The sequence below is a fragment of the Flavobacterium kayseriense genome (genome assembly GCF_014305095.1).
In the GTDB taxonomy this organism is placed as follows: Bacteria; Bacteroidota; Bacteroidia; order Flavobacteriales; family Flavobacteriaceae; genus Flavobacterium; species Flavobacterium kayseriense.
Genome location: NZ_JACRUI010000002.1, coordinates 209,775 through 236,203 on the forward strand (window position 1 = coordinate 209,775; position 26,429 = coordinate 236,203).

Annotated in this window: 24 protein-coding genes; 11 read left to right on the forward strand and 13 right to left on the reverse strand. The window is 34.2% G+C overall.

The features are described from left to right. The first annotated feature begins 132 nt into the window (after positions 1-132). From H8R22_RS07245 to H8R22_RS07255, 3 genes are read left to right on the forward strand one after another with little or no spacing between them, the layout of a single operon-like run. Positions 133-816 (forward strand): cell division ATP-binding protein FtsE, encoded by a 684-nt coding sequence (locus H8R22_RS07245; protein WP_187009790.1) that lies wholly within the window; start codon positions 133-135, stop codon positions 814-816. Beyond that, on the forward strand, positions 816-1,700 hold the full coding sequence (locus tag H8R22_RS07250) for a glycosyltransferase family 2 protein (protein ID WP_187009791.1): 885 nt from the start codon (positions 816-818) through the stop codon (positions 1,698-1,700). The genes H8R22_RS07245 and H8R22_RS07250 overlap by 1 nt, the downstream gene beginning before the upstream one ends. Beyond that, positions 1,701-2,648, forward strand: a complete 948-nt coding sequence (locus tag H8R22_RS07255; protein ID WP_187009792.1) for a glycosyltransferase family 2 protein — start codon at positions 1,701-1,703, stop codon at positions 2,646-2,648. A gap of 1 nt (position 2,649) precedes the next feature. Here the strand turns inward: H8R22_RS07255 and H8R22_RS07260 are convergent, their stop codons facing one another. Further along, positions 2,650-3,042, reverse strand: coding sequence for a sugar 3,4-ketoisomerase (locus H8R22_RS07260; protein WP_187009793.1), 393 nt, complete (start codon positions 3,040-3,042; stop codon positions 2,650-2,652). Between the two features lie 4 nt (positions 3,043-3,046). Then, the gene (locus tag H8R22_RS07265) at positions 3,047-4,150 is read right to left on the reverse strand and encodes a glycosyltransferase (RefSeq protein ID WP_187009794.1); all 1,104 of its coding nucleotides are present in this window, start codon (positions 4,148-4,150) and stop codon (positions 3,047-3,049) included. 40 nt (positions 4,151-4,190) lie between these two features. On the opposite strand from H8R22_RS07265, the gene H8R22_RS07270 reads away from it, so the two are divergent. Next, on the forward strand, positions 4,191-5,327 hold the full coding sequence (locus H8R22_RS07270) for a glycosyltransferase (protein ID WP_187009795.1): 1,137 nt from the start codon (positions 4,191-4,193) through the stop codon (positions 5,325-5,327). Positions 5,328-5,344: 17 nt separating this feature from the next. Here the strand turns inward: H8R22_RS07270 and H8R22_RS07275 are convergent, their stop codons facing one another. From H8R22_RS07275 to H8R22_RS07300, 6 genes are read right to left on the reverse strand one after another with little or no spacing between them, the layout of a single operon-like run. Then, positions 5,345-6,808, reverse strand: a complete 1,464-nt coding sequence (locus H8R22_RS07275) for a lipopolysaccharide biosynthesis protein (protein ID WP_187009796.1) — start codon at positions 6,806-6,808, stop codon at positions 5,345-5,347. A gap of 24 nt (positions 6,809-6,832) precedes the next feature. Continuing rightward, a complete protein-coding gene (locus H8R22_RS07280; RefSeq protein WP_187009797.1) occupies positions 6,833-8,197 on the reverse strand; it encodes a bifunctional cytidylyltransferase/SDR family oxidoreductase in 1,365 nt (454 codons plus the stop codon). A 25-nt stretch (positions 8,198-8,222) separates the two neighbouring features. Next, on the reverse strand, positions 8,223-9,542 hold the full coding sequence (locus H8R22_RS07285) for a CDP-glycerol glycerophosphotransferase family protein (protein ID WP_187009798.1): 1,320 nt from the start codon (positions 9,540-9,542) through the stop codon (positions 8,223-8,225). Between the two features lie 35 nt (positions 9,543-9,577). Next, positions 9,578-10,684 (reverse strand): DegT/DnrJ/EryC1/StrS family aminotransferase, encoded by a 1,107-nt coding sequence (locus tag H8R22_RS07290; protein ID WP_187009799.1) that lies wholly within the window; start codon positions 10,682-10,684, stop codon positions 9,578-9,580. Next, a complete protein-coding gene (locus H8R22_RS07295) occupies positions 10,681-11,655 on the reverse strand; it encodes a GNAT family N-acetyltransferase (RefSeq protein ID WP_187009800.1) in 975 nt (324 codons plus the stop codon). The genes H8R22_RS07290 and H8R22_RS07295 overlap by 4 nt, the downstream gene beginning before the upstream one ends. A 34-nt stretch (positions 11,656-11,689) precedes the next feature. Next, on the reverse strand, positions 11,690-12,292 hold the full coding sequence (locus H8R22_RS07300) for a trimeric intracellular cation channel family protein (protein ID WP_187009801.1): 603 nt from the start codon (positions 12,290-12,292) through the stop codon (positions 11,690-11,692). Between the two features lie 203 nt (positions 12,293-12,495). Between H8R22_RS07300 and H8R22_RS07305 the strand changes: the two genes are divergently transcribed. The 6 genes from H8R22_RS07305 to H8R22_RS07330 all read left to right on the forward strand — a co-directional run bounded on the left by H8R22_RS07305 (position 12,496) and on the right by H8R22_RS07330 (position 19,776). Further along, positions 12,496-13,281 (forward strand): TrmH family RNA methyltransferase, encoded by a 786-nt coding sequence (locus H8R22_RS07305; RefSeq protein ID WP_187009802.1) that lies wholly within the window; start codon positions 12,496-12,498, stop codon positions 13,279-13,281. 19 nt (positions 13,282-13,300) lie between these two features. Further along, positions 13,301-14,851 carry a serine hydrolase gene (locus H8R22_RS07310; RefSeq protein ID WP_187009803.1) on the forward strand — a complete coding sequence of 517 codons (1,551 nt, stop codon included), beginning with the start codon at positions 13,301-13,303 and terminating at the stop codon, positions 14,849-14,851. A gap of 100 nt (positions 14,852-14,951) precedes the next feature. After that, positions 14,952-17,171, forward strand: coding sequence for a RelA/SpoT family protein (locus tag H8R22_RS07315; protein ID WP_187009804.1), 2,220 nt, complete (start codon positions 14,952-14,954; stop codon positions 17,169-17,171). A gap of 142 nt (positions 17,172-17,313) precedes the next feature. Next, positions 17,314-17,817 carry a Fur family transcriptional regulator gene (locus tag H8R22_RS07320; protein ID WP_187009805.1) on the forward strand — a complete coding sequence of 168 codons (504 nt, stop codon included), beginning with the start codon at positions 17,314-17,316 and terminating at the stop codon, positions 17,815-17,817. A gap of 49 nt (positions 17,818-17,866) precedes the next feature. Beyond that, positions 17,867-19,138, forward strand: a complete 1,272-nt coding sequence (locus tag H8R22_RS07325; protein WP_187009806.1) for an adenylosuccinate synthase — start codon at positions 17,867-17,869, stop codon at positions 19,136-19,138. Positions 19,139-19,194: 56 nt separating this feature from the next. Beyond that, positions 19,195-19,776 (forward strand): NUDIX domain-containing protein, encoded by a 582-nt coding sequence (locus H8R22_RS07330; protein WP_187009807.1) that lies wholly within the window; start codon positions 19,195-19,197, stop codon positions 19,774-19,776. A gap of 83 nt (positions 19,777-19,859) precedes the next feature. On the opposite strand, the gene H8R22_RS07335 is transcribed toward H8R22_RS07330, so the two are convergent. Both H8R22_RS07335 and H8R22_RS07340 read right to left on the reverse strand, forming a co-directional pair. After that, positions 19,860-20,498, reverse strand: coding sequence for a peroxiredoxin (locus tag H8R22_RS07335; protein WP_187009808.1), 639 nt, complete (start codon positions 20,496-20,498; stop codon positions 19,860-19,862). 83 nt (positions 20,499-20,581) lie between these two features. After that, positions 20,582-21,496 (reverse strand): AEC family transporter, encoded by a 915-nt coding sequence (locus H8R22_RS07340; protein ID WP_187009809.1) that lies wholly within the window; start codon positions 21,494-21,496, stop codon positions 20,582-20,584. A 179-nt stretch (positions 21,497-21,675) separates the two neighbouring features. Between H8R22_RS07340 and meaB the strand changes: the two genes are divergently transcribed. Then, a complete protein-coding gene (meaB, locus tag H8R22_RS07345) occupies positions 21,676-22,764 on the forward strand; it encodes a methylmalonyl Co-A mutase-associated GTPase MeaB (protein WP_187009810.1) in 1,089 nt (362 codons plus the stop codon). Positions 22,765-22,766: 2 nt separating this feature from the next. Here the strand turns inward: meaB and H8R22_RS07350 are convergent, their stop codons facing one another. The 3 genes from H8R22_RS07350 to H8R22_RS07360 all read right to left on the reverse strand — a co-directional run bounded on the left by H8R22_RS07350 (position 22,767) and on the right by H8R22_RS07360 (position 26,401). After that, entirely contained in the window at positions 22,767-22,997 is a 231-nt protein-coding gene (locus tag H8R22_RS07350; protein WP_187009811.1) for a hypothetical protein, read from the reverse strand. A gap of 175 nt (positions 22,998-23,172) precedes the next feature. Beyond that, on the reverse strand, positions 23,173-24,549 hold the full coding sequence (locus H8R22_RS07355; protein WP_187009812.1) for an MATE family efflux transporter: 1,377 nt from the start codon (positions 24,547-24,549) through the stop codon (positions 23,173-23,175). Between the two features lie 97 nt (positions 24,550-24,646). Further along, entirely contained in the window at positions 24,647-26,401 is a 1,755-nt protein-coding gene (locus tag H8R22_RS07360) for a cytochrome c peroxidase (protein ID WP_187009813.1), read from the reverse strand. Positions 26,402-26,429 lie beyond the last annotated feature (28 nt).

Sequence of the window (26,429 nt, forward strand, 5' to 3'; positions counted from 1 at the left end):
ATTATACTGTTTATAACGGGCTGTAAATCTATTTTATTATAAACAAATTTTTAACATTCTATAAAAAATCAATAATTGATAAGCGAAAATTCATAATTGATAATTACTTTTACACCATAAACAACTCAAATTATGTCGCAAGCAGTTCTGTCTTTAAAAAACGCAACTATTTATCAAGAGGATAAAGTAATTTTATCTAACGTCAATTTAGAAGTAAATCGTGGTGAATTTTTATACATCATTGGGAAAACAGGATCAGGGAAAAGTAGTTTAATGAAAACCTTATATGCTGATTTACCCTTGACAGAAGGTGAAGGACATGTTGTAGATTTCAGTTTAGATACACTTAAAGAAGATGAAATTCCTTTTTTAAGAAGAAAAATAGGAATTGTTTTTCAAGATTTTAAATTACTTCCAGATCGCTCCATCAAAGACAACATGCTTTTTGTTTTAAAAGCTACAGGTTGGATCGACGCTAATGAAATGGATCGTAAAATTGATGAAGTACTAGACAAAGTAGGTATGAAAGCATACGCTGGTAAAATGCCACACCAAATTTCTGGTGGTGAGCAACAACGTGTGGCAATAGCAAGAGCATTACTTAATGATCCCGAACTTATACTTGCTGATGAACCAACCGGAAACTTAGATCCTCAAACTAGCACCGAGGTCCTTGAGGTTTTACGTAAAATCAATGAAAACGGAAAAACAATCATTATGGCAACTCATGATTATGCCTTGTTAATGAAATTCCCTGCGAAAACATTAAAATGTGAAGACACTAAGATCTTTGAAGTAGTTCAGAGAACCGTGTAATGATCTCCATCCTTATTCCGATATACAATTACAGCGCAGTACTTTTAGTAAAAGAGTTGCAGCGACAGTGTACGGAATGCAATATCGAATTTGAGATTATTTGCATTGACGACTGTTCTTCACATTTTAAGGATGAAAACAGTACCATTTCAGGATTAGAAAAATGTTCCATATTATTTCTGGATAAAAATATTGGTCGAAGTAAGATTAGAAACTTATTAGCAGCTTCAGCAACTTATGAATGGCTTTTATTTTTAGATTGTGATACTTTTCCAAAAAACAAACTATTTATCACTTCTTACTTAAAACTAATAAAGCAATCCTCTTGTATGGCTATTTTTGGAGGTCTATCTTATGCCAAAACGAGACCTAAAAATGACCAATTGCTTCGATGGGTTTATGGTCAAAAAAGAGAAGTAAAAACAATAGATCACAGACAGAGGTGCCCTTATCAATCTTCCTTTTTATCTAATTTTCTCATTCGAAAATCTCTATTTGAATCTTTACAGCTTGATGAAACTATTACAACCTATGGTTACGAAGACAGGGTTTTTATCGACACACTCAAAAATAAAAACATACTAATTGACCAAATTGACAATCCAGTGTATCATTTAAATTTAGAGAACTCCAATCTTTTTTTATTAAAAACGAAAGAAGCTTTACAAACACTTTTATCAATAAAAAAAGTGCAACCCTCATTATCGACCAAACTACTTAGCACTTTTTATATTTTACAAAAATTAAAATTAGTAACCATTACCGGAACGCTCTACAACTGTATCGCAGTACTTTTAGAAAAGAATTTACTTTCTAAAAAACCCTCAATGATTTTATTTGACGTTTATAAAATTGGTTACTTTTGTTCTTTAAACACAAAATAAATGCCTTTTTTCTCGGTCATCGTTCCACTATACAATAAAGAAAATTTTATCGAGGCTACCCTACAGAGTATTCTTGATCAAAGCTTTTTTGACTTTGAGATTTTAATAATTGATGACTCCTCTACTGACTCCAGTTTAAAAATTGCTAATACCTTGGCTTCCGCCAAAGTAAAAATCATACAGCACAAAAAAAACCAAGGCCTATCGGCGGCAAGAAATAGTGGAATTAAAATGGCCTCAGGACAATACATTGCATTCTTGGACGCTGATGATTGTTGGGATGTCAATTACCTTGAAACAATAGTAGGCTTAATCGATAAGTATCCAGAGGCGAAGCTGTTCGCTACAAATTATTTAGAAATTTATAGTAAAACTGTCTCGCTCACGCCAAGAACGAAGCTACAATTTCCTGGAAGCAATTTTCTGGTACATGACTTTTTCAAGTCAAGCTTAAATCAGCCTATTTACTGTCCTTCAAGCTTATGTGTCAGCAAAGCTGTATTTAATTCCATTGGATGCTACGAAGAGAAAATCACCTTTGGGGAAGATGTTGATTTTAATATTAGAGTTAATACTACTTTCCAACTTGCTTATTCTACTTCTTCATTGGTAAAATACACCGTGAATTCTGAAAATCAAATTACCACTTCAACTCTAAAAAACAAAGTACTACCCAACCTAGATTCGTATGAAATTCTAGCCAAGACAAATTTCAGTCTAAAAAAATACTTGGATTTTCACCGCTATATATTTGCTAAAATGTATAAAATCGAAAATGATTTAGTAAACTATCAAGTACTAAAAACAAGGATTCATGAGGATCCTAAAATTTCAGGGCTAAATTACAAACAACGGCTTTTACTAAATACTCCATCGTTTTTTCTGAGAGTGATTCAAAAAACGAAAAGATACTTTGTCAATAAAGGATATCGTTTTACAAGCTATTAAATTATTGAATGTATTCTAGAAACTGTTGGAAGTCTCTAATATAATCGGTCTCATCAAACACTGCCGAAGCCAAAACTAAACAAACAGCGCCAGAGGAAAAATTATCTAATTCTCTCCAAATATTTGTATTAATTAGTAAACCTACGTTTGGTTTATTTAAGGTTATTTTTTCTTGTGTCACACCATCTTTGACAATTACATCAAAACTACCAGATACAGCAATTAACACTTGTCTTAACTCCTTATGCGCATGTCCGCCACGACTAGCTGAAGTGGGAATATCATATAAATAATAAACTCTTTTCATTTCAAAAGGCATCGTATCATTTTCAATGACACCTATTGTGCCAAGAATATTTTCTATTTTAGGAATTTCAATCAATGCTACATTCATAAAGCTAACTTACATCAATTTTTAAATATTCTATCCATTGTTTTCCTATATTTTCCAGTGAAAACTGTTGTACACTAGCAACTGCATTTTGTTTACAAGTTTGGTATAAAGCGGCATCTTCAATCATTAGATTCATGGCTTGTGTTAGTTTTTCAAAATTCTGATCCTCCACTAAAAGTCCGTTTTGTCTATCTTGTATAATCTCACTAGGTCCAGACAAACAATCAAACGCAACCACAGGTGTAGCACACGCTAAAGACTCTATTAAAACAGTACCAAAACCCTCGTTTTTGCTAGATAAAACGGTGAAATTCGCATTTTTCATGTAGGTAAAGGGATTTTGTTGCCAGCCTAAAAACACAATCACATCCTGCAAATTGTGTATTTTTACTTGCTGCTGTAGTGCGGTACGTAGAAACCCATCACCTAGAATTACTAATTTTATTTTTTTAATGGGCAATCTAGATTCGGCGTAAGCCATAATCAATTTATCAAACTGTTTTACAGTATCGTCCATTCGTCCTACACTAATTATGTAGTCAAAATCTAATTCAATTTGTTGCTCAGATTTAGATAAAATTTCATTCATCGCAATCGGATTATAGATTGTATTTATATTTTTGTATCCGTACTCACTGCTTATTTTATCTTTTATTTTTAGTGATACAGTTACGATCCCCAGAGCATTGCTGTAGATACGTTTTGCCAAAAAATGCCATTTAGGAAAATACAAGTCGGTCATATAACTGTGAACAGTCATAACATAAGGAGCTTTGTACAGCAACCTTGTTGTAATTAATTCCTGAAATTGATTGTTTTTTACTCTAAAATCGATAATGAAGTCAAAGTGGTTTGTTTGTAAATACTTTCGTAAAACCCAAAATCTTTTTAACCTATTAAAAACAGTATTAGAGCTGCTTTTAATTTTACCAAGGTTCAACAGTTCCCCTGTAAACTCATAATCTACCTTATCGATAACAATGATATGATGTACCTTTATATCCTTACTTTCGAAAAACTGAGACAGCAAAGCAGCACAGCGCTCTGCCCCGCCTGAGGCTAATTGTTCGCTAATAAGACATATTTTGTACTCTTTCTTTTGAGTCATAAAGCAAATTCACTAATTTCGAAAACAAATATAACTATTCATGCGGATTTTATTAGTGGGCGAATACAGCAGATTCCATAATTCTTTAAAGGAAGGCTTACTTGCACTTGGACATGATGTAGTTATTATTGGAGACAATGATTTTAAGGATTACCCCTTAGATATTTCTGTTTTTGCGAAAGTTTTTAAAAAAAATTACTGGCTTAATAAAATCAGACAAGGCGTCTACCGACTCTTCAACTGTGATCTTGCACAAATTGAAACTGCTTATCGCTTTTTTAAAAACAGAAAAAAACTAGTTGGTTTTGATGTGGTTCAATTAATTAACGAATATCCCTTACAGTCGACTATTTTTTTAGAAAAGAAAATGCTTGGCTATATTTTTAAAAATAATAAAAAAGTATATTTATCATCCTGTGGCGACGACTTTGTAAGCGTAAAATATATGCTTGAAGGACAATTTCGCTATTCGGTTCTTACGCCATGTGAAGCAAATCCAAAAATAGGCCATTGCCCGTACACATTGCGCTATACAACTAAACCCTTCCAAGAATTACATGATTTTGTATACAAAAATAGTACAGCAGTCATACCCGGAGATTTAGATTACGCTATTCCGCTAGAAAATCATCCACGAGCCAAGAAATTAATTCCTTACCCAATAAATATTGACAAATTGGCTTACAGCCCTATGCAGATTGAGAATAAAATTATTATTTTTCACGGGATAAATGAGGCCAATTACTTTAAAAAAGGCAACGGATATTTTGAAGATGCTTTAAAGATTATTGAAAATAAATACTCTAAAAATGTCGAAATAATTACTGCCAGAAGTGTACCCTACGCAACCTACATTGATCTTTACAATAAAAGTCATATTGTACTTGATCAGGTCTTTACGTATGATCAGGGTTACAATGCCTTAGAAGCAATGTCAAAAGGCAAAGTTGTTTTTACAGGTGCTGAAAAAGAATTTGAAGAGTATTATCAATTAAATGATCCTGTTTGTATTAATGCTTTGCCAAACGTTGAATCACTGGTGAGTTCCTTGTCATATCTCATCGAAAATCATCAGCAAATTACTGCCATCAGTGTGCGTGCAAGACAATTTATTGAGAAGGAACACAATTATAGAACAGTTGCTGCACGATATCTCTCCGCTTGGAATGAAGAGTAAGCACTTGCAATTCATATTCACTTTTGAGTGCCCATTACTTTTACTTTAAGTTTTAAAAGTAATTCTAAAAATTCGTTAAGTTCCTCTATTTTCAGCATGCGACAAATACCTAGATAGGCAAATAATCCTAAAAACCCACTTAAGACCAATTGCAGCGCCAAATCATCAATAGTAGCCAGAATTACGACAATAATTAAGACCATTCCTATTGTTGCAATTAGTACAGGAAACATATCCTTTAATTGTCTCCCAAGACCGTATCCATATAATTTTCCTGGTAAATACGCATTTATTGCAAATGAAATTGCTGCAGTAATTACATGGCCTATTATCATAGCTTTAACTCCTATCGGAATTGTAATTACAAGAGCAAGCAGCGTTATTGGTAATTTGCTTAAGTCTACTTTCAAAAACAAGTCAGATCGTCCTACTGCATTTAAGACATTCATGTTTATTGCGCTCATGGGTAGAAAAACTCGTGCGAACATCATCCATTGCAACATCGGAATTAAAGCCATCCATTTTTCTGTGAGTAACAAAACTACAATTGGTTTTGCTAATAAAGCGATGAATGTCATCAAAGGAATATTTAAAAAAGCTGCCATTTTTATCACTCTACCAAATATGGAGACTAACCGTTGCTTGTCTGTTTGAATGGAACTAAATACGGGAAATGTTGCTTGTTGTAAAACAGTGCCAATGGTACCCGCAGAAATATCAGCGAATGTTTTAGCTCTTGTATAATACCCCAAAGATGTTGTGGAATAATAGAGACCAATACAAATATTGTATATATTGTTCAGTGTTTGTGTGTATAGACTAGCTACTAAAAGGTTAGATCCATAGCCAAATAATTTTTGGAAAGATTTTTTTGAAAATATAAGAGATAGTTTCCATTTTCCGTAAAACCACAATGCAATAGCAGTTGTTACTGAACCTATCAACATTTGGACTATTAAAGACCAAACGCCATAGCCGTTTAAAGCAAAAAGCACGCCTGCTAAACCTCCCAACGCAACACCAAAAAGATTACTTTTAGCGATAGATTGGAAGTCCATAGCTATAGTTAAATTCGTTCTTTGGATAATCGCAAGAGCATTTATAAATAAACTTAATCCTAAAACTCTAGTCAAATCTACTAGCTGTGGCTGGCGAAAAAAAACAGCTATATAAGGTGCCATTACAAATAAAACAAAGTAAAACAGTACACTTATAAGTAAGTTAAATACGAATACGGTCGAAAAATCTAGAGCTGTTCTCTCTTGTTTTTGAACTAATCCCATACCTAAACCACTCTCAATAAACGTTTGTGACAGAGCTATAAAAATTGCAAGCATACCAATTAAACCAAAATCCTCGGGCATTAACAATCTTCCTAGTACAATACTAACTATAAATTGCCCCATTTGACCTGCAAATTTGTCAACCGCAGACCATAAGACTCCTTTTACAGCAGCTGATTTTAATGAGGTTTTTTGCATTAGTAGTGTATTGGTATTTATTAACTATTCGCTTTCTAATCGAACGTCTATTACTTGACCGGTATAACCTGACAATAAAGTTTGAATACTTCGGATTGCTACTACATCTGGATTTAGCAAAGTCGATTCAGGCTCATTTCCGAAATTTTTTGTTCTCATAGGAGTTTTTGTTCGCTCTGGATTAATGCAATTTACCTTAACATCAAAGGGTTCCCATTCTTGTGAAATTGCTTGGACAAAATTTACAGTGGCTGCTTTAGCTGATGAATATATACTAAAAAAAGCACGGCCTCTTGTGTAAGAACTAGACGTGAAAAACAGCAAATTACCTTGAGATTTCTTGAGATAGTCTACTGAAGCCAGAGCTATATTTATCATCCCTAAATAATTAGTATTCACTGAATCACAAATTGCTTGATGTTCCATTGTTGCTAATGGTTCTTTGTGCAATATACCAGCTGTGTTTACTACAAAGTCTATTTTACCTTCACTGGCAACCACCTCTTGTAGTGCCTTTTTTACAGCATCAAAATTAGATATATCAACATTATTCTGACTTCTAGAAAAGCTGTAAACCTTAACTCCTTTTGCAATTCCTAAATCAACTATAGATTTTCCAATACCTGAACCTCCTCCAAAAACGACCATCACCTTACTATCAAGTAATTCCTTGTTCAGGGGTACATTATGAATCTCGCCTGATCTTAACTGAAATAGTTTGTCTAAGATATAAGTATCCTCCAGATACGTTAATTTCATGTTTACTTCATCGCCTTCAACAACAACGATTTGTTCTGTGGGCAAATATTTTTTTACAATTCCGCAATCATCAGTAGCTTTAAAATCTTTGTCAGTGAAAGCAAGGTCATAGGCACTAGCGATTACTTTTTGCTTAAAACCTTGCGGAGTTTGTCCCCTTCGCATTTTTATTCGGTCTGGAATTTCCTTTATTATTTTGCCTTCAACCTCTATAATTGTATCCGCTGACTGAATAGCCACATCAACCGCATTGTACTTATCTAAAGCTTTGACCACATCATTAATAATGCGTTGACTTACTAACGGACGAGCAGCATCGTGAAATATTAAATTAGCATCTTCATCAGCAGCATAAGCCTTAACTGCGGCATAACTAGAATGATAGCGTTCTTTACCTCCAATTAAAATACGCTTCACTTTGGTCCATTCGTTTTTAAGAATCATATCTTCGATCATAAATATGTAATGCTCATTGACAACTACTGCAATTTCATCGATCAAAATATTTTTCTCAAAAGCATCTACAGCATGTTCCAAAACCATTTTTCCTGCAATTTTAAAAAATTGCTTGGGCAATGCTTTTTCTAATCGACTTCCTATACCTCCGGCCAAGATGACAGCTATATTCATTTAGTGCTATTTAAATTTAAAATGGTTAAGACGATAACAGTTCCCGCTCTAAAAACTGAATTATCTTATGGGATGCGGTAACTTTATTTTTATTTAAAAGTATATCATTGACAAATTCAGCACGCACTTCTTTTTTTTCGTCTTGTCCTTTTAAAACCACATTTTCAATAAAATCGATGAGCTGCTGTTGGTTTCTCGATTGATAATGCACCTCGATTGCTTGTTGACCAAAAGTACTCCATTGTTCCATAACAGACTCTTTTCTGATCATAAAAAGAGCAGGTTTACCAACAACTAAATATTCGGCCATAAAAGATCCACAATCGTGAATTAAAGCATCCGAAGTTAAAAAAAGATCAACATAATCACCACTTTTAAATTGTCCGTTATCTAAATTATCCCACTTATCATAATAAGCCTTTGTTTTATCTGAACCCCAACTGGGATCTTGTTCTAATTTTTTACGGAGTAACGGGTGCGGTTGGAAGGCTATCTGAATTTGATTTTTATAGGTTGCGGCTAATTCCAGAAACAGATCACAATATTCTAAAAAATTAGACACTTGATTGAGTTCGTTCATAGAGTGATGTGGAGCCCAAATAACTTTTTTTAACTCATTGCTTGTGTTTTTCCAAACTAAATAATTAGGGTTCTTACGAATTAGCAGGGAATCGAAACCAGGATATCCGGTCAAGACGTTATTCTGACCTTTATTTATCTGTTTTTCATGTGCTATTTGTTGATGGATAGGTGTTTCTGAAAATATTTTCCATACTAAATTATGAAAATCCGTATTGTAAAACAACTCATATTTGGTAGTCATAATAGCATAAGGAACATAGCCGGTCAAAGTATGAGAAAACTGCTTTATGTAATATCTATAATCTTGAACTCCCTCATATGGATTGGTATAAAAAATCATGTCTGGCTGAAAACTTTTTTTAATATCTAAATACTCCTTTTCGTTGTACGTTTTGGTTACTTCGTACCCTTTTTGTATGAATGACTGATAGGTTTTCTCCATTTCTAACAACATGTATTCTCGACCAAAACTCACAACTGGACAAACAAAAAGTGCAGGTTCAAACCTAGGATGTACAAGTAGTAAGTTATAGAGTAAGTCGTATTTCCAAACTGATTCATATGTCAAAAAAAAAGCAACTTTCACTTTATTCTTTGCTCGAACCTTGCTCAAAGCTTTTCGATGTTTACTAGGCGCTTGCATAATCAAGAACCAATTACAAATTGATTGGTATTTTTTTATAGATTTACTTTTGGCAACAACAAGAAACCACCATATTGAGGCAGGAAGATAAGATTTAAATGTATCCTTTACTTGTTTCATTGTTTATTCGATTCAAAATTAGTACCGCATACTATCTAATATTGATTTATAATTTTTACAATAAGATCTACCTCTTCGTTTGTTAAAGCAGGACTTATGGGCAAACTCAAAACTTCATCATGAATTTGTTCTGTGATTGGAAAAGATAAATTATTATACGCAGTTAGTGCGCTTTGCTTGTGCGGCGGAACAGGATAATGTATAATCGTTTCAATTCCGTTTTGGTGCAAATACTCTTGCAATTCTTGGCGGTTTTTAGTTCGAATTACAAACAAATGAAATACGTGATTAGTTGATTTATCCCAACTTGGAAGAACTATTTTTTTATTATTAATTTCAGATAAATACCTACTAGCAATTACTCTTCTTTTATCATTATCGCGGTCTAAATTAGGTAATTTAATATTTAAAAAAGCCGCTTGCAATTCATCTAACCGAGAATTCACACCTTGAAATTCATAATAATATTTCGTTTCAGAGCCATAATTCCTGAGTGTTGATACAACTTTGGCCAACGCTTCATCATTCGTCACTACCGCTCCACCATCACCTAAAGCACCTAAATTCTTCCCCGGATAAAAACTATAAGCCTGCGCATCTCCCCTCTTGACAAGCCCACTTTTACTTTCTTCTTCAAAATAAGCACCGTGAGACTGAGCGGCATCCTCAATAACTAAAAAGTCATGTTCCTTTGCAATAGCTAGTATCGCCTCCATTTCGGCCAATTGTCCATATAGATGAACGGCTAAAACAGCCTTGGTTTTAAATGTAATTTTTCCAGATATTAAATCAGTATTTAAATTATAAGTTTCTAATTTTGGCTCGACCAAAATGGGAACCAATCCAGCTTCCATAATGGCTAAAATACTTGCTATAAAGGTATTCGCTGGTACAATTACCTCATCTCCTTTTTGCAATTTACCTAATTGAATATACCCCTTAAATATTAGCACTAAAGCATCAAAACCATTACCCGCTCCTATACAGTATTTTGCATTACAGTAAGCAGCAAACTGCGTTTCAAATGCTTTTACTTCATTTCCTAGAACATACCAACCACTTGCTAAAACTGACTTCAGTTTATCTTGAAAAGCATATTCGTACGCCGCGTTTATCTTTTTTAAGTCTAGGAAAGGTATCATATAATTGGCATTTCTAATTTAAAATAATTAGCTGTTTCAAGTTCATAAAAATCTTGAACAATTGTACTCGCTCCAAAACTTTCTTTCCAGTACGTTAATCCTTCATTCAGTTTTTTGCCTTGGTCAACGTTCGAAATACCAAAATCAAAATAGCGTTTTCCTGCAAACTCTTTTTGTAGTAAATAATCAAACAAAAAATCTAAACTGCCTGTTTCTTCTGATCCAAATTTAGAAACGTATTGACTATGCGCCACTTTTTCAGATTCAAAAATAGTCGTGCCTCCCACAATTTCGCCCGCATCATACACATTAAATTGTCGAATGTTATTTGGAAAAAGCAACTTTAAGCGACTAATTTCTTCTAAGGAATGAACTGGTACTATATTATGTCTAAGTTTCAAATTTGGAATTAATATTTCATTCCAAAAACCATCAAAATCAACCTCTTCTTTGATCATTAAATCTTTGGAGATGGCTTTTTTTATTCCTCTTTTTCTAATTTTCGAATAAGTCCCTGCATTAGACAAATCAATTACAGATAAGACATCTCTGCGAATTAATTTGGCCTCGACCAAAAACAGCGCATAAAGCAATTCCTCAGCAGGTTTATGATGGTAAATTGAAGGGGTTATTTTAAGGTTTACGATTTGTATATCAAGCCTATTTAAAAACAACATTACTACTTTAAAAATAGCTAAAACAGCAGTTTGACTGAGTTGTTCGCAGTAAATTAAACCACCATAACTCAGGCCTTGATGTGAATGAACGATAGCTCCAACTCTATTTGCAGGCAGAACAGCAACTAATTTTTTATCATCAAAAATCAGCAACGAAAAATCATCAAAACGCTCCTTGTGGTACTCCATAAAATCACGATTAAAGAGAAAAGTAGCATTCTTGGCTTTGCCGATAAAGGCATTCCAATCCTGATAATCTTTCGATTCGTATTGTCGTACTAAGTATTTTTTCAAGTTGATAATTTTGATATTGTGAAAGTAACCCTTTTTAATTTCTATCCAAAACAGGTAAATACCATTTATATTTCACTGCCATTAATCGAATGGAGATAATGACTGCTGATGTACTTAAGTATAAAATATCTTCGTTTAGGTGTAATTTTTTAAGCATAAAAAAAACGATACCGCCAAGAATACAAATGGTAGCATATATTTCCTTTCTAAAAATAACCGGGATTTCATTACACAAGATATCCCGAATTACACCGCCAAAGCAAGCCGTCATAGTTCCTAATGCAATACAAATAATAGGATGTAAACCAATATTTATTCCTTTTTCGAGACCTATCAAAGTAAAAACTCCTAAACCAATAGTATCAAATAAAAACAATGAGGTACGTAGTTTATCAAATTTCCTACGAAATAAAATAGATAGTACAAAGGCCAATGCAATCACATAAACATACTCTAAATCTTGCATCCAGCCTACTGGTGTACGACCTATCATAACGTCACGCAAAGTTCCGCCACCTACAGCTGTTACAAAAGCAATTATAAATACTCCAAAAGGATCTAACTTTTTACTAATAGCAGTCAAAGCACCTGACATAGCAAATGCAATCGTACCAATAATGTCTAACAAATGAAACATGAGTTTCTTTTTTTTTAATTAAGACGAATTACAAAACGCAACACGCAATGCTGGCAAAATTAGCTAAAAATAGCGGGACAAAGTAGCTTTTTGAACTTAATACCTTAATCTACGAGCGAACACTAAATAATCGGTTTCAATTTTATAAAACTGCATTATCTCCGTATCTTTGTTCTGTAAATAGCAATTAAATCTAGAATCTCTTGAAACAAATCACTTCCACTCAAAATCCCTTTATAAAAACGTTACTTTTATTACAAGAAAAGGCACGAAATCGCAAGCAAAGTGGTACTTTCCTGATTGAAGGAAAACGCGAAATTATGTTGGCACAAAAAGGCGGTTACGAAATAGAAACCATTTTATTCGCTCCAGATATCTGCAGTGAAATCGAAGCCCGAAAGTTATCGAAATCAGCAGAATTAATCGAAATTAACACTGCTATTTTTCAAAAATTAGCTTACCGAGATACGACCGAAGGTATTTTGGCTGTAGCCAAAACAAAATCGATGCAATTAACTGATTTAAAATTATCTGAGAATCCTTTAATTTTGATTGCTGAGGCTCCGGAAAAACCCGGAAATATAGGTGCATTGCTTCGCACAGCTGACGCAGCAAACCTCGATGCAGTTATAGTTGCAAATCCGAAAAGTGACTTATACAGTCCTAACATTGTACGTTCGAGTGTAGGCTGCTTATTTACAAACCAAATTGCCACTGGTACAACCGCAGAAATCATCGCTTTTCTAGAAGAACAAAAAATAAATTTTTACTGCGCCACACTACAACACTCCACTTCCTATCATACTCAGGATTATACAACTCCCACAGCATTAGTGGTAGGAACAGAGGCTACTGGCTTAACACAAGAATGGCGAGATGCTGCTACACAAAACATTATTATTCCTATGCAAGGCGAAATCGATAGTATGAATGTATCGGTTGCAGCAGCTATATTAATCTTTGAAGCAAAAAGACAAAGAGGATTTTAAAAAACTAAAAAAAAACTTTATGAAAAATAGAATATTTATCGTTACCGCCTTAATAAGCGTCACATTTTCGTTTGCACAAATAACAGAACCACAAGTTGATGCGCTAGTAAACAAAACTTTAACTGCATTTAATGTTCCTGGAATAGCAGTTGGAATTGTCAAAGATGGAAAATTGGTCCTAGCCAAAGGTTATGGTGTCAAATCGATTGAAACTAATGAAAAAGTAGATGCAAATACTTTATTTGGAATTGCATCAAACAGTAAAGCGTTTACAAGTGCCGCACTAGCAATATTAGTCGATGAAGGAAAAATAAAATGGGATGACAAAGTAGTTAAATACCTGCCTAATTTTAAAATGTATAGCGACTATGTGACTAAGGAATTTACTATTAGAGACCTATTAACGCATCGAAGCGGATTAGGTTTAGGAGCGGGAGACCTAATGATATGGCCTGACGGAAGTGATTTTACAGCCCAAGATATCGTTCAGAATTTACAGTACTTAAAACCAGTATCCGCTTTTAGAACGAAATACGACTATGACAACCTTCTTTACATAGTTGCCGGAGAAGTTATTCATAAAGTTAGCGGAAAAAGCTGGTGCGATTTTATCGAGGATCGTATCATGAAACCTCTGGAAATGAACAACAGTGCAGCATCTTACGTGCGATTAAAAGACTCTACCAATATTATTGCACCTCACGTTCCCATGAACGGCAAGCTAAAAGTTATTAGACGTTACCAAAACCAACTCTTTGATGCAGCAGCAGGAATTTATTCAAGTGTCAATGATCTAAGCAAATGGGCTATTATGCAAATGAATAATGGAAAATATGGCCCTGAAAACAAACAATTATTTTCGGAGAAGGAACATGATGAAATGTGGCAATTACAAACTATTATCCCAACCAAGACCAGAGCGCCATACAATACTCACTTCAACGGTTACGGTTTAGGTTGGTTTGTAAGCGATGTAAAAGGATTTAAACAAGTAACTCATACGGGCGGTTTAGAAGGAATCGTTACGCAAACAACGTATATTCCTGAATTACAACTTGGAATTATTGTACTTACTAACCAACAATCTGGAGCAGCATTTAACGCCATTACCAATACGATTAAGGACAGTTACCTTGGAATTGCTTCGGAAGATTATGTTAGTATATACAGCAACAGAGCAAAAGCAAATGAAGAAACTGCCGATAAAACTACTGACGAAGTATGGGCAAAGGTTGCTCAAAATAAAAAAGAAAAGATTAAAGTAGATTTCAAAAAAATTATTGGAGCCTATAACGACAATTGGTTTGGTAACGTTACCATTTTTGAGAAAAAAGGCAAGATCTATTTTCAATCTCAGCGCTCATCTCAACTTGCAGGAGAAGTGTTTTTTTACAAAGATGGCAACTATGTGGTAAAATGGAACAACGCCTATTTTCATGCAGATGCGCATCTTAATTTTGCATATAATGCTAACGGACTTGCTACAACTCTAAAAATGAATGCAATATCTGAACTAACAGATTTTAGTTACGACTTTCAAGATTTAAATTTTAAGAAAATTAAAGAATAAATCGTCTTATAATCATTAGAAGATTTTTTGTTTCACGCCAGTAATAATGCTTGCGTATATGACAACTTATCGCTATTTTTAGGAAGTAAATCCTGCTGTTATGATCGAAATAGATTTAGAAAAAGAAAATAAAGCCATTGCTCAAGAATACAAAGAGTTGCTGCGCATTAGTTATCAAACTTTATCCACTGAGGATAAAAAACTAATTCGCAAGGCTTTTGACGTAGCGGTAGATGCTCATAAAGAGCAACGACGAAAATCAGGTGAAGCTTACATATTTCATCCTATTGCTGTCGCAAAAATAGTAGCGTCAGAGATTGGTCTTGGTGCCACTTCGATTGCTGCTGCCTTAATGCATGATGTTGTAGAGGACACGGAAATTACGGTAAAGGATATCGAAAAAATGTTTAACCCAAAAGTAGCGCAACTAGTAGAGGGCCTTACTAAAATATCTTTAGTGCAAAAAGACATGAATGTCTCCATGCAAGCAGAGAACTTTAGGAAAATGCTTTTGACACTTAATGACGACGTTCGCGTTATTTTGATCAAAATAGCTGATCGATTGCACAACATGCAAACCATGGACTCTATGGTCGATTACAAGCAAGTTAAAATCGCTTCTGAAACTTTGTATATTTACGCTCCTTTAGCACACCGCCTAGGGCTTTATAACATCAAAACAAAACTAGAGGATTTAGGGTTAAAATATACTGAGCCTGCTGTTTATAATGATATCGTAGGCAAAATAAGAGAAACAAAAGAGCAGCAAGATGCTTATATAAAAGACATTTCTGATGTAATCAAATCGTCCTTGAATTTAGAAGGTGTCGATTACATTATGAAAGGCCGACCAAAGTCGATTTACTCTATCCGCAGAAAAATGAAAGCGCAAAATGTGAGCTTTGATGAAGTATATGACAAATTTGCTTTGCGAATCGTGTACAAATCATCTCCTCACGACGAAAAGTTTCTTGCTTGGAAAATATACTCGATTGTAACAGATCATTATAGACCCAGTCCAAGCCGATTACGCGACTGGATCTCCTCACCCAAGTCAACTGGGTATGAAGCCTTGCACATTACCGTTATGGGACCAAAAGGTCGATGGGTCGAAATACAAGTGCGTAGCGAGCGAATGGATGAAATAGCCGAGAAAGGATATGCAGCACATTACAAGTACAAAAATGGAGCTACCGAAGAAAGCGGATTAGACGTTTGGTTAAATTTACTAAAAGAGGCTCTCGAAAACTCAGAGTCTAGTGCTGTCGATTTTGTTGAAGATTTTAAAATGAATCTTTATTCAAAAGAGATTTATATTTTTACACCTAAAGGAGATATTAAATCATTACCTAAAGGAGCAACATCACTAGATTTTGCCTTTAGTATTCATTCCGAAATTGGTATAAAGACACGAGGTACCCGCGTAAACGGAAAATTAGTTCCATTAAATTATGAATTAAAAAGCGGTGATCAAGTTGAAATCATCACCTCTCCAAATCAAAAACCCACAATCAACTGGCTTGATTACGTTACCACTTCTAGAGCAAAAAATAAGATCAGAAATGTTCTTAATGAGAACACTAAGAAAATTGCCGAAGATGGAAAAGAAGTTCTAACAAGGAAATTAAAGCATCTTAAAATAACTTTAAACGAAACGGTTGTTAATGAGTTAGTGAACTTTTTTCAGCTGAAAACAAGTTTAGACCTCTTTTACAGAGTAGGTGTCGGCTCGATCGAAAACCAACAGCTTAAAGATTTTGCTGCGCAAAAAAGCAATACTTTAATCAATTTCTTTAAAAACAAGATAAAGCGTACCGGACCAACCGCAGATGCTGACATTCACAAACAAGTACTCAGTAACAACTATGACCTATTAGTTTTTGGCAAAGACCAAGATAAATTAGATTACAAATTATCTACTTGTTGCAACCCAATACCAGGCGATCAAGTATTTGGTTTTGTAACCATAAACGAAGGCATAAAAGTGCATAAAAAAGATTGCCCGAATGCGATCTCCATGCAATCCAATTACGCGTATCGCATCATGCAAGCCAAGTGGATAGACTCCTCTCAAGAAGAATTTAAAGCGATACTTAACATTACAGGTATGGATACTTTAGGACTTACCAATGAACTGACTAAGGTAATTTCAAATAATATGAATGTGAATATTCAAAGTATTTCCTTGAATGGAGACGCAGGCCTTTTTAAAGGACAACTAACCGTTATTGTTCAAAACATAACTATTTTGAAAAAACTAATTGATAACATTAAGAAGATAGATGGTATAGATAAAGTAACTCGAGTCTATAAAAACTAGTAAATTAGCATATAATATTCATGAAATCAATAGTTAAAAGAGTATTCTAAAATCGAAAAGTTGTTTCAAAAGTCACAAATTTATTCGCTTATCTCTGTTTTAACTTGATAACTATTAAAATAAAAATTTATCTTTGCCAGATATGACACTCATTTCCACAGATAACAACAAAAACCAAGAAATTGTAAAAAATGTTTTTACAATGTATCTTGAACAAAAAGGACACCGAAAAACTCCTGAACGTTACTCTATCCTTCAGGAAATCTACGAAAGTGAAGAACATTTTGATATCGAGAATCTTTATATCAAAATGAAAAACAAAAACTATCGCGTAAGCCGAGCTACTCTATACAATACAATTGAATTACTATTAGATTGTGCATTAGTTAGAAAACATCAGTTTGGTCAAAATCAAGCACATTACGAAAAGTCTTATTTTGACAAGCAACATGATCATATCATTATGACTGACACCGGTGAGGTAATAGAATTTTGTGATCCAAGGATACAAACGATTAAAAAAACGATAGAAGAAATATTTGATATCGAAATCACCAATCATTCCTTGTATTTATATGGTGTAAAGAAAAAGCCTAAGACTGAAACAGCGATCGAAGATAGCATTACTACAGAAGAGCAATTGTAACATTTAGTTACGTATCAATAAAAAAATTAACTACAAATAATAAAATAGAATGACCGTAGATTTATTACTAGGATTACAATGGGGAGATGAGGGAAAAGGAAAAATAGTTGATGTACTTACTTCAAAATACGATATTATAGCTCGTTTTCAGGGTGGACCAAATGCTGGACACACTTTAGAATTCGACGGTATAAAACATGTTCTTAGAACGATCCCTTCTGGAATTTTTCACGGCAATAACGTAAACATCATTGGAAACGGAGTTGTTATCGACCCTGTTGTTTTTAAAAGTGAAGTTGATGGTTTAGCTAAATTTAATTTAGACTTAAAATCAAAATTGATTATTTCTAGAAAAGCGCACTTAATATTACCTACACACCGCTTGCTTGATGCAGCTTCTGAGGCTTCAAAAGGGAAAGCGAAAATTGGTTCTACTTTAAAAGGAATTGGCCCAACTTATATGGACAAAACGGGTAGAAATGGAATTCGTGTTGGAGACATTGAACTAGAAGATTTCAAAGAAAGATATAGAGCACTTGCTGACAAGCATGAAGCTATAATTGCATTTTATGATGTAAACATTCAATACAATTTAGAAGAACTAGAAAAAGAATTTTTCGAATCTATTGAAGACTTAAAAAAATTAGATTTTATCGATAGTGAAGAGTATTTACACCAAGCTCAAAAAGCAGGTAAATCAATTCTATGTGAAGGAGCACAAGGTTCATTACTAGATGTTGACTTTGGAACGTATCCATTTGTAACTTCATCAAATACTACAGCTGCTGGTGCTTGTACAGGTTTAGGAATTGCTCCAAACAAAATCAAAGAAGTATACGGAATTTTTAAAGCTTATGTTACTAGAGTTGGTAGCGGACCATTCCCTACAGAACTTTTTGACGAAGATGGTTCAACAATGGCACGTGTAGGAAACGAATTTGGTTCTGTAACAGGTAGACAAAGACGTTGTGGATGGTTAGACTTAGTAGCACTAAAATATGCTGTACAAGTAAATGGAGTTACGCAATTAATGATGATGAAAGGTGATGTTCTTTCTGGTTTTGAAACTTTAAAGGTATGTACAGAGTACAATTACAAAGGGAAAAACATTGCACATTTCCCGTACAACATAGAGCCAGAAAACGTTACTCCTGTTTACCAAGAATTTAAAGGTTGGAAACAAGACTTAACGGGAATGACTACTTATGAGGAGTTACCGATAGAGCTAAAAGAATACATCGAATTCATCGAAAAAGAAATTGAAGTACCAATAAAAATTGTTTCTGTAGGTCCAGATAGAAAACAAACGATATTGAAATAACATAAACTAACGCTCTGAAATTTCAGAGCGTTTTTTATTTTTAAGAAAAACAATTTATGTACAATCCCGAAATAAAAATTCAGAAAACAGAACTACTTTCAAACAATAAGTACCTACTTAACAAAGTAACTTTTGATTATAAAAAAAATGACAATTCTTGGATTACTCAAAAAAGAGAGGTCTATGATAGAGGCAATGGTGCAGCTATTTTGTTGTACAATTCTGAAAACAAAAATATTATTTTGACTCGACAATTTAGACTACCTACTTACTTAAATGGTAATAAAAACGGAATGCTAATAGAAGCTTGTGCAGGACTATTGGACTTAGACGAGCCTGAGCAATGTATCATTAGAGAAACGGAGGAAGAGACAGGTTATCGCATAACAAAGGTTCAAAAAGTGATGGAAGCCTATATGTCACCGGGAGTTTTAACCGAAATCTTATATCTATTTGTTGGTGAGTACAATGAATCGATGAAAGTAAATGACGGTGGAGGATTAGAGGAAGAGCAAGAAAACATAGAAGTACTAGAGATGAAATACGAGCAAGCTTATGCAATGATTGCAACTGGAGAAATAACAGATGCAAAAACAATTCTGCTTTTACAATATGCAAAAATCAATTTAGGTTTGTGAAAACTATCAAAGTGTTAGATTCTAAGAATAAAAAGTGCCACGAAAATGATTTTCGTGGCACTTCTTTTTGAGAAACAAAGCAACTACTTATTAGGTTGCGGAGTCATTCTTAAATAATATTTAATGCGGTTAAAACCCTTCGGGAATTTTGCTGGTATATCTTCATCTTTAATAGAAGGAGAAATAACAACATCATCACCATCTTTCCAATTTGCAGGTGTAGCAACACTGTAATTTGCTGTTAGTTGCAAACTATCAATTACGCGAAGTAATTCATCAAAGTTCCTTCCTGTAGAAGCAGGATAGGTCAAAATTAATTTTACCTTTTTATCAGCGCCTATAATAAATACAGAGCGCACTGTAAAAGTATCATCTGCATTGGGATGGATCATATCATATAATGACGCAACGGTTTTACTCTCATCCGCAATAATGGGATATTGTACAGTTACATTTTGAGTTTCCTCAATATCTTTTATCCATTTTAAATGAGATTCTACTCCATCAACACTTAAGGCAATAACTTTTGTATTTCTTTTTACAAATTCAGGGTAATAATTAGCGACTGTTCCTAATTCAGTAGTACAAACCGGTGTGAAATCAGAGGGATGAGAAAAAAGTACTCCCCATGAATCACCTAGCCAATCATGAAATTGAATTGTGCCTTGTGTAGTTTCTGTTGTAAAATCTGGAGCAATATCTCCTAATCGTATCGTTGCCATTTTTGTTTTGTTTTTTAGTTACTTAAAATTACTAAAAATAAACACGACTAAAGCCAAACATAACATAAAATAAAGCTAAATAACTAGTGTGAAATTTGAAGTAGCAAATACCAACAGGCTAATGTGAGGAAGGATAACGGAATTCCAAATCCAATCATCATACTACTTAACTTGGGTTTCAAGCCATAAGTCGAAGCTAGAATACAACCTGTAATCATAGGCGCCATAGCCGTTTCCATTATAACGACATCTATCATCATCGATTGTTGACCTAAGATCAGAATATAACCAACATAAAATATAGCGGGCATTAGTATTAGTTTAAAGAATAAACCCAAACCAAGAAAACGCCAATGTGCACTCCTACTATCAAAACTTAGCTGCAATCCTACTGATATTAAAGCTAGTGGTGTGATCAAGCTTCCTACGCTGTGCATTCCTTCTTGTACAATTGCGATAAAATCAAAATTTAATACATTCATTACACAAGCCAAAACAAAAGTCAAAAAAGGAGGAAAGAACAAAACTTTCTTCAAAATTAATCCTGCATTTGTTTCTCCCTTAGAATACATTGCAGCTACAAGAACTCCAAGGGTAGATAGCACGACGAAACTTCCAGGCTGATCAATCATTATAGCCGTTTTCATTCCTTCAGGACCATAGATAGCACTAATAATAGGAAAACCCAAGAAAGAAGTATTGGATAAACCTGCTGTCAAAATCAAGCATCCCGTTAGTTTTTTAGACCATCCTAACTGTTTTCCTAAGAAGTAAAAAAATAAAAAGGAAGCTCCAAAACCAATCCAAGCAGCACCAATAGGATACAACAACTCATTGCTCCAATGAATTTTGGGTATATAAAACAAAGCCAAGGCTGGAAGGCAAAAGTTAACAGCAATTTTATTTAGAACTTTGTAGGTAGTAGTGGGTATCCATTTTACTCTTTGTAAAGCCAATCCCAAAAGTAAATAAACGAAAATTAAGATAAAATTACTCATAGTAGTCAAGCGACTATGTCCTATTCGTGGACAGCCTAAAAACAAAAATACTATTAATAAACGAATCTTAACCTCTAGCATCTTCAAATTGATGAATACTTAAAAAAAGGGTGCTTAAAACTAAATTAATACTTTTATTTCCCTTTAGAAGTATTATTTTTACTAAAATCATTTACGCTTTGGAAAACAATACAAATAAACCGTCGGCATTAAACGAGAAATCAGGAATCAAAGCTCCAGAGAGCGTCAGTTCTACCGTAGTAAAAAATATTAGACAGCGGAGAGCCGTACAACCCTCTGCAGATGATTTGATAAAAGGGATTTTAAATTCAAACATAACATCCTTAAGTCGAGCTATTACCCTAGTTGAAAGTACAAATAATGAGCATTTGGCCAAAGCAAATAGTATCATTACTGCATGCCTTCCTCACGCTAATAAATCGATTCGCATTGGAATCACTGGCGTTCCAGGGGTAGGAAAAAGTACTTTTATCGAAGCTTTTGGTAAACACCTTACATCATTAGGTAAAAAAGTAGCAGTCCTTGCCGTAGACCCTAGCAGCACTATTTCGCACGGTAGTATATTAGGGGATAAAACGCGCATGGAAGAACTTGTAAAAGACTCCAGTGCCTTCATACGACCATCAGCCTCAGGAGACACTCTGGGAGGCGTGGCTCGCAAAACAAGAGAAACAATAACATTGTGCGAAGCAGCAGGTTTTGACACCATCATTATTGAAACGGTTGGTGTAGGTCAAAGTGAAACTGCCGTACACAGCATGGTCGACTTTTTCCTGCTTCTTAAAATTGCTGGTGCAGGTGATGAATTACAAGGAATAAAACGTGGTATTATGGAAATGGCAGACGCGATAGTGATTAACAAAGCGGATGGCGACAATATTAAAAAAGCAAAACTTGCAAAAACAGAATTTAACAGAGCGTTGCATTTGTTTCCAGCTAAAAAATCAGGATGGATACCTACGACCTCAACTTGTAGCGCTATTACTCAAGAGGGCATTCCCGAAGTATGGGATACTATAAATGAGTTTCTAGAATTGACAACTACAAATAACTATTTTAATGTAAAAAGAACACAGCAGAACGAATACTGGATGCTTGAAACTATAAATGCTGCTCTAAAATTGCATTTTTATGGTAATCCTGAAGTAGAAAGTTTGCTTACGGAAACTAAAAAAGCGGTGCAAGAAGATACCTTATCTCCATTTGCAGCCGCTCAAATTGTATTAGAAAAATATTTTAAAAAGTAATATTACTCTTTCTCATATAATTCCATTTCTCTATCGTAAAAAGCATTTGCTTGCTCAATCAAACCTTCCATCTCTGAGTTAAGTTCTGCCTCATCAAGATCTTCTGCCTCTTCCATAAATTCTACTTCATCGTCCTTTAAGTTTATGATAAACCTAGGATAATCTAAGTGAATGATAAAAATATCATCTGGAAAATCAGTATTGTCGCCAAGTAAAAATTTAGGTAATTCCATTTATTAATTTGTATTTGATGCTGTTTTAAAATTTGTGTTTTTCACTTCAAAAGCAAAAAACAAAGAACCGAATAAACTTTTAAAAAATCTATCTGTCTGCTAAAATATTTATAATCTTTCCCATCAGAACTGTAATTAAAGAAAGCGCCGTAAAACAATCCCAATTTGATTCTAATTACTTACTATCGAGAATTAATTTCTTTGTTAGACTATTAAAGCGAATGTATAAAAAAACGGCAGCGGTCGATAACCCTGCCAAGAGACCAATCCATATTCCCGCTGCTTTCAAGTCCGTATACATTCCTAAATAAATTGATACTGGAAAACCAACCACCCAGTAGGCAACAAATGTGATATACATAGGTATTTTTACATCTTGAAGTCCACGAAGTGCGCCTAAAACCACCACTTGAATTCCATCTGAGATTTGAAAAATAGCCGCTACCAATAACAATTGTGCTGCTATAGTCACCACTTCAGTATTTACTGCTAGATCTGTCACATTATGCATATCTACAAACAAAGCCGGTAAATATTGGTGAAAAACGATGAAAATTAATGCAAAAACAGATTCAAGTAAAATTGCTAATAAGAAAATCGAAAAAGCTACAATGCGCAGTTGTTTGTAATCTCCTAGACCTTTTTGATTCCCTACTCTAATGGTTGCTGCAACGCTTAAACCCATGGCAAACATAAAAGTGAATGAAGCCAAACTCAATGCTATTTGATTAGCTGCTTGATTTGTAATTCCCAATCGACCTGAAAGCCAAATAGCTCCTGTAAATAAAGCGACTTCAAAAAACATTTGCATTGCTGATGGTGCACCAAGTTTAATAATTTGAATATTAACGGCCTTCTGAATTTTATTTAGGGAAAAACCTTCGAAAAAAGGCTGAAACTTTTCTTTTCGCTTCATGCGGTAGTGCATGTACCCAACCATGACAAAACGAGAAACAATAGTTCCGATCGCAGCACCTACAATACCTAGCTCTGGAAAAATCCAGATCCCGTATATAAATAAGTAATTCAGTATTACATTCACTACATTTCCTAAAATTGTAGCCCACATCGAATATTTTGTTTCGCTCATTCCGTCAGCAAATTGTTTGTAGCCTTGAAAAACAATTAGCGGAATTAATGAAAAAGCAACAATATCAAGATAAGGCTTCGCTAGTTCTACTACGTTTTCTGGTTGCCCCATCAAAGTGATCAATGGTTTTGAAAAGAAAATCAATGTAAAAAGGATCACACCAAGAATTGTGCATAAATACAGACCATGATGAAAGGTACTGCGACCTTCTTCGATATTTTTTTTCCCATCTGCTTGAGCTGCCATTGGCGTAATAGCGGTAGAGAACCCGATTCCTAAGGACATCGCTATAAAAATAAAACTATTTCCTAAGGATACCGCTGCTAGCTCTGTTGGGCCTAATTTCCCTACCATTATATTGTCTACAATTCCCACTACTGTATGCCCTAACATTCCTAGAATAATAGGATAGGCTAATCGTAAATTATAGGAGAATTCCTTGGTATAAGTTGCTAAAGTCACTGTGATTATTTTTGAACAAATATAACGAGAAGCAACACCATAATTTACTTAGTGAACAAAATACTTTTGATCAAATCAACAACAGCTTACACTACTTTTAGTGTTTTTTATCGGTTAAAGTTCTCATAAAAGCAACCAATTGCTTTTTCTCTAAGGGTGATAAATTTAATTTATCTTCAGGCAAAGTTTGATTATCTAGTTCAAAACCTAAGCCTCTACCTCCACCTTCGTTATAAAAATCGACTACTTCTTCTAGCGTTTTATAAACACCGTTGTGCATATAAGGTGCAGTTAATGCAATATTCCTGATTGTTGGTGTTTTGAACGAATATTTATGAATACCGGCTGAAGTTAAGTTGTATTTCCCTAAATCTGCGTCTAATGTGCCTGCTGAGTTAGGAACACCTAGTACTTCACTTTCTGATTTCATGAAATTTGGCGGTACGGTGCCGTTTGTTAAAGGTATAAAATGGCAAGTTGCGCACTTTCCTTTGCCTGCAAAAAGATTAAAGCCAGCTTTTTCGTTTGCATTAAAAGCAACTTCTTCACGCATGTACATATCAAATTTTGAGTCATATTTACTTAACGTGCGGATATAGGAAGCTAAAGCATTTTTTATTTCGAAGGCCGTAATTCCTTTTTTAGGAAAGGCACTTTCAAATTTTTGCTGGTATAATTTACTCTTCTTAATTTTAGTGACTGCTACATCTAGTGAACCATGCATTTCAGAAGTATTTGTAATAACTGCTACTGCTTGGTCTTCTAAATAATTCACTCTGGAATCACTAAAAAAAACTCTTTGGAATGCAATGTTTGTTAATGTAGGCGTATTACGCTCTACAAATGATTTCCCATCAAAAGACACGGCTTTCGTTTCGCCATCAGTAAAGGCTTTATCTGAATGATGACAAGAGGCACATGAACGGCTATTGTCTCCGGACAAAATAGGATCATTAAAAAGTGTCTTTCCAAGATCTGATTTAGCCTTTGTTGTAACATAATCTGGAAATCCTGAAAAAGCTTCTTCATCAAAAACCACTTTATCAAATAAAGTTTGAGCAGTTGTCCTTAATCCTCTCAATTCCTTAAAGACAGGAATTTGTAAGGCTACTTGTTTCTTATATAGTGATCGACTCAAAGGATTAGCGTACTCCTTAATAAAGGTAGCTCGATCAAAACGATTAAAATCAGAATTAGCTTGTACATACTTGATAGCTTTAGTGATTATTTCAGCAGTTGCATCAGTAGATTTGCCGTCATAGATTTGATAATATTTTTGAATTCCTTCAAGAGCACCAACTACCTCTGGAATTGATTTTTGAGCTACTGGTGAGTCGAATCCAGTGATTCCTAATGTAATTACTCTAAATACCTCCAATCGTAAGGCATCAAAAACATGTGAATCTGTCAATTCAGTCGAACTCGTAATCTTTTCTAAGCGCTTCAAATTAGAGTTAAGAATTCCAATTTCCTTTAACACTTCAGCCTTAGCTTCTTTTTCATAATTTGGAAATACAAACTCCTCGATAACTTGAAATCCCTGTGGCTCTATAGTTAAACCATCATTTTCTTCAAATTCAGGAATTGCAGGACCATTGATTGCTTTAGACACTTCGGGAAAATAATACTCTGAAAAAAGTTCTATTTGTTTGTAATTTTTGTGTGCTTTTAGAAACTGTTTTTGAATTAGTAAGCTTGAAGCGTCCTTTTGCACTAATTGATCTAAGTCTGATATTGATTGACTTAGCGCACTAATGTCTGCTATTAATAATTGCTTTACTTGGTCTGTTTTTGGTTTGTCTTGGCAAGATACTACTCCAAATACAATTAGAAAATAAAAAAAAGTTTTCATATGAAATGATCAGTGATTAAAAACAAAA

Bases quoted from the DNA above. Each gene is read 5' to 3' on its own strand.
- H8R22_RS07250 (WP_187009791.1), top strand. From the start codon at position 816: ATGATCTCCATCCTTATTCCGATATACAATTACAGCGCAGTACTTTTA.
- H8R22_RS07290 (WP_187009799.1), bottom strand. From the start codon at position 10,684: ATGATACCTTTCCTAGACTTAAAAAAGATAAACGCGGCGTACGAATAT.
- H8R22_RS07360 (WP_187009813.1), bottom strand. From the start codon at position 26,401: ATGAAAACTTTTTTTTATTTTCTAATTGTATTTGGAGTAGTATCTTGC.
- H8R22_RS07325 (WP_187009806.1), top strand. From the start codon at position 17,867: ATGACCGTAGATTTATTACTAGGATTACAATGGGGAGATGAGGGAAAA.
- H8R22_RS07285 (WP_187009798.1), bottom strand. From the start codon at position 9,542: ATGAAACAAGTAAAGGATACATTTAAATCTTATCTTCCTGCCTCAATA.
- H8R22_RS07335 (WP_187009808.1), bottom strand. From the start codon at position 20,498: ATGGCAACGATACGATTAGGAGATATTGCTCCAGATTTTACAACAGAA.
- H8R22_RS07340 (WP_187009809.1), bottom strand. From the start codon at position 21,496: ATGAGTAATTTTATCTTAATTTTCGTTTATTTACTTTTGGGATTGGCT.
- H8R22_RS07320 (WP_187009805.1), top strand. From the start codon at position 17,314: ATGACACTCATTTCCACAGATAACAACAAAAACCAAGAAATTGTAAAA.
- H8R22_RS07330 (WP_187009807.1), top strand. From the start codon at position 19,195: ATGTACAATCCCGAAATAAAAATTCAGAAAACAGAACTACTTTCAAAC.
- H8R22_RS07275 (WP_187009796.1), bottom strand. From the start codon at position 6,808: ATGCAAAAAACCTCATTAAAATCAGCTGCTGTAAAAGGAGTCTTATGG.
- H8R22_RS07255 (WP_187009792.1), top strand. From the start codon at position 1,701: ATGCCTTTTTTCTCGGTCATCGTTCCACTATACAATAAAGAAAATTTT.
- H8R22_RS07245 (WP_187009790.1), top strand. From the start codon at position 133: ATGTCGCAAGCAGTTCTGTCTTTAAAAAACGCAACTATTTATCAAGAG.
- H8R22_RS07265 (WP_187009794.1), bottom strand. From the start codon at position 4,150: ATGACTCAAAAGAAAGAGTACAAAATATGTCTTATTAGCGAACAATTA.
- H8R22_RS07280 (WP_187009797.1), bottom strand. From the start codon at position 8,197: ATGAATATAGCTGTCATCTTGGCCGGAGGTATAGGAAGTCGATTAGAA.
- H8R22_RS07300 (WP_187009801.1), bottom strand. From the start codon at position 12,292: ATGTTTCATTTGTTAGACATTATTGGTACGATTGCATTTGCTATGTCA.
- H8R22_RS07260 (WP_187009793.1), bottom strand. From the start codon at position 3,042: ATGAATGTAGCATTGATTGAAATTCCTAAAATAGAAAATATTCTTGGC.
- H8R22_RS07310 (WP_187009803.1), top strand. From the start codon at position 13,301: ATGAAAAATAGAATATTTATCGTTACCGCCTTAATAAGCGTCACATTT.
- H8R22_RS07350 (WP_187009811.1), bottom strand. From the start codon at position 22,997: ATGGAATTACCTAAATTTTTACTTGGCGACAATACTGATTTTCCAGAT.
- H8R22_RS07270 (WP_187009795.1), top strand. From the start codon at position 4,191: ATGCGGATTTTATTAGTGGGCGAATACAGCAGATTCCATAATTCTTTA.
- H8R22_RS07315 (WP_187009804.1), top strand. From the start codon at position 14,952: ATGATCGAAATAGATTTAGAAAAAGAAAATAAAGCCATTGCTCAAGAA.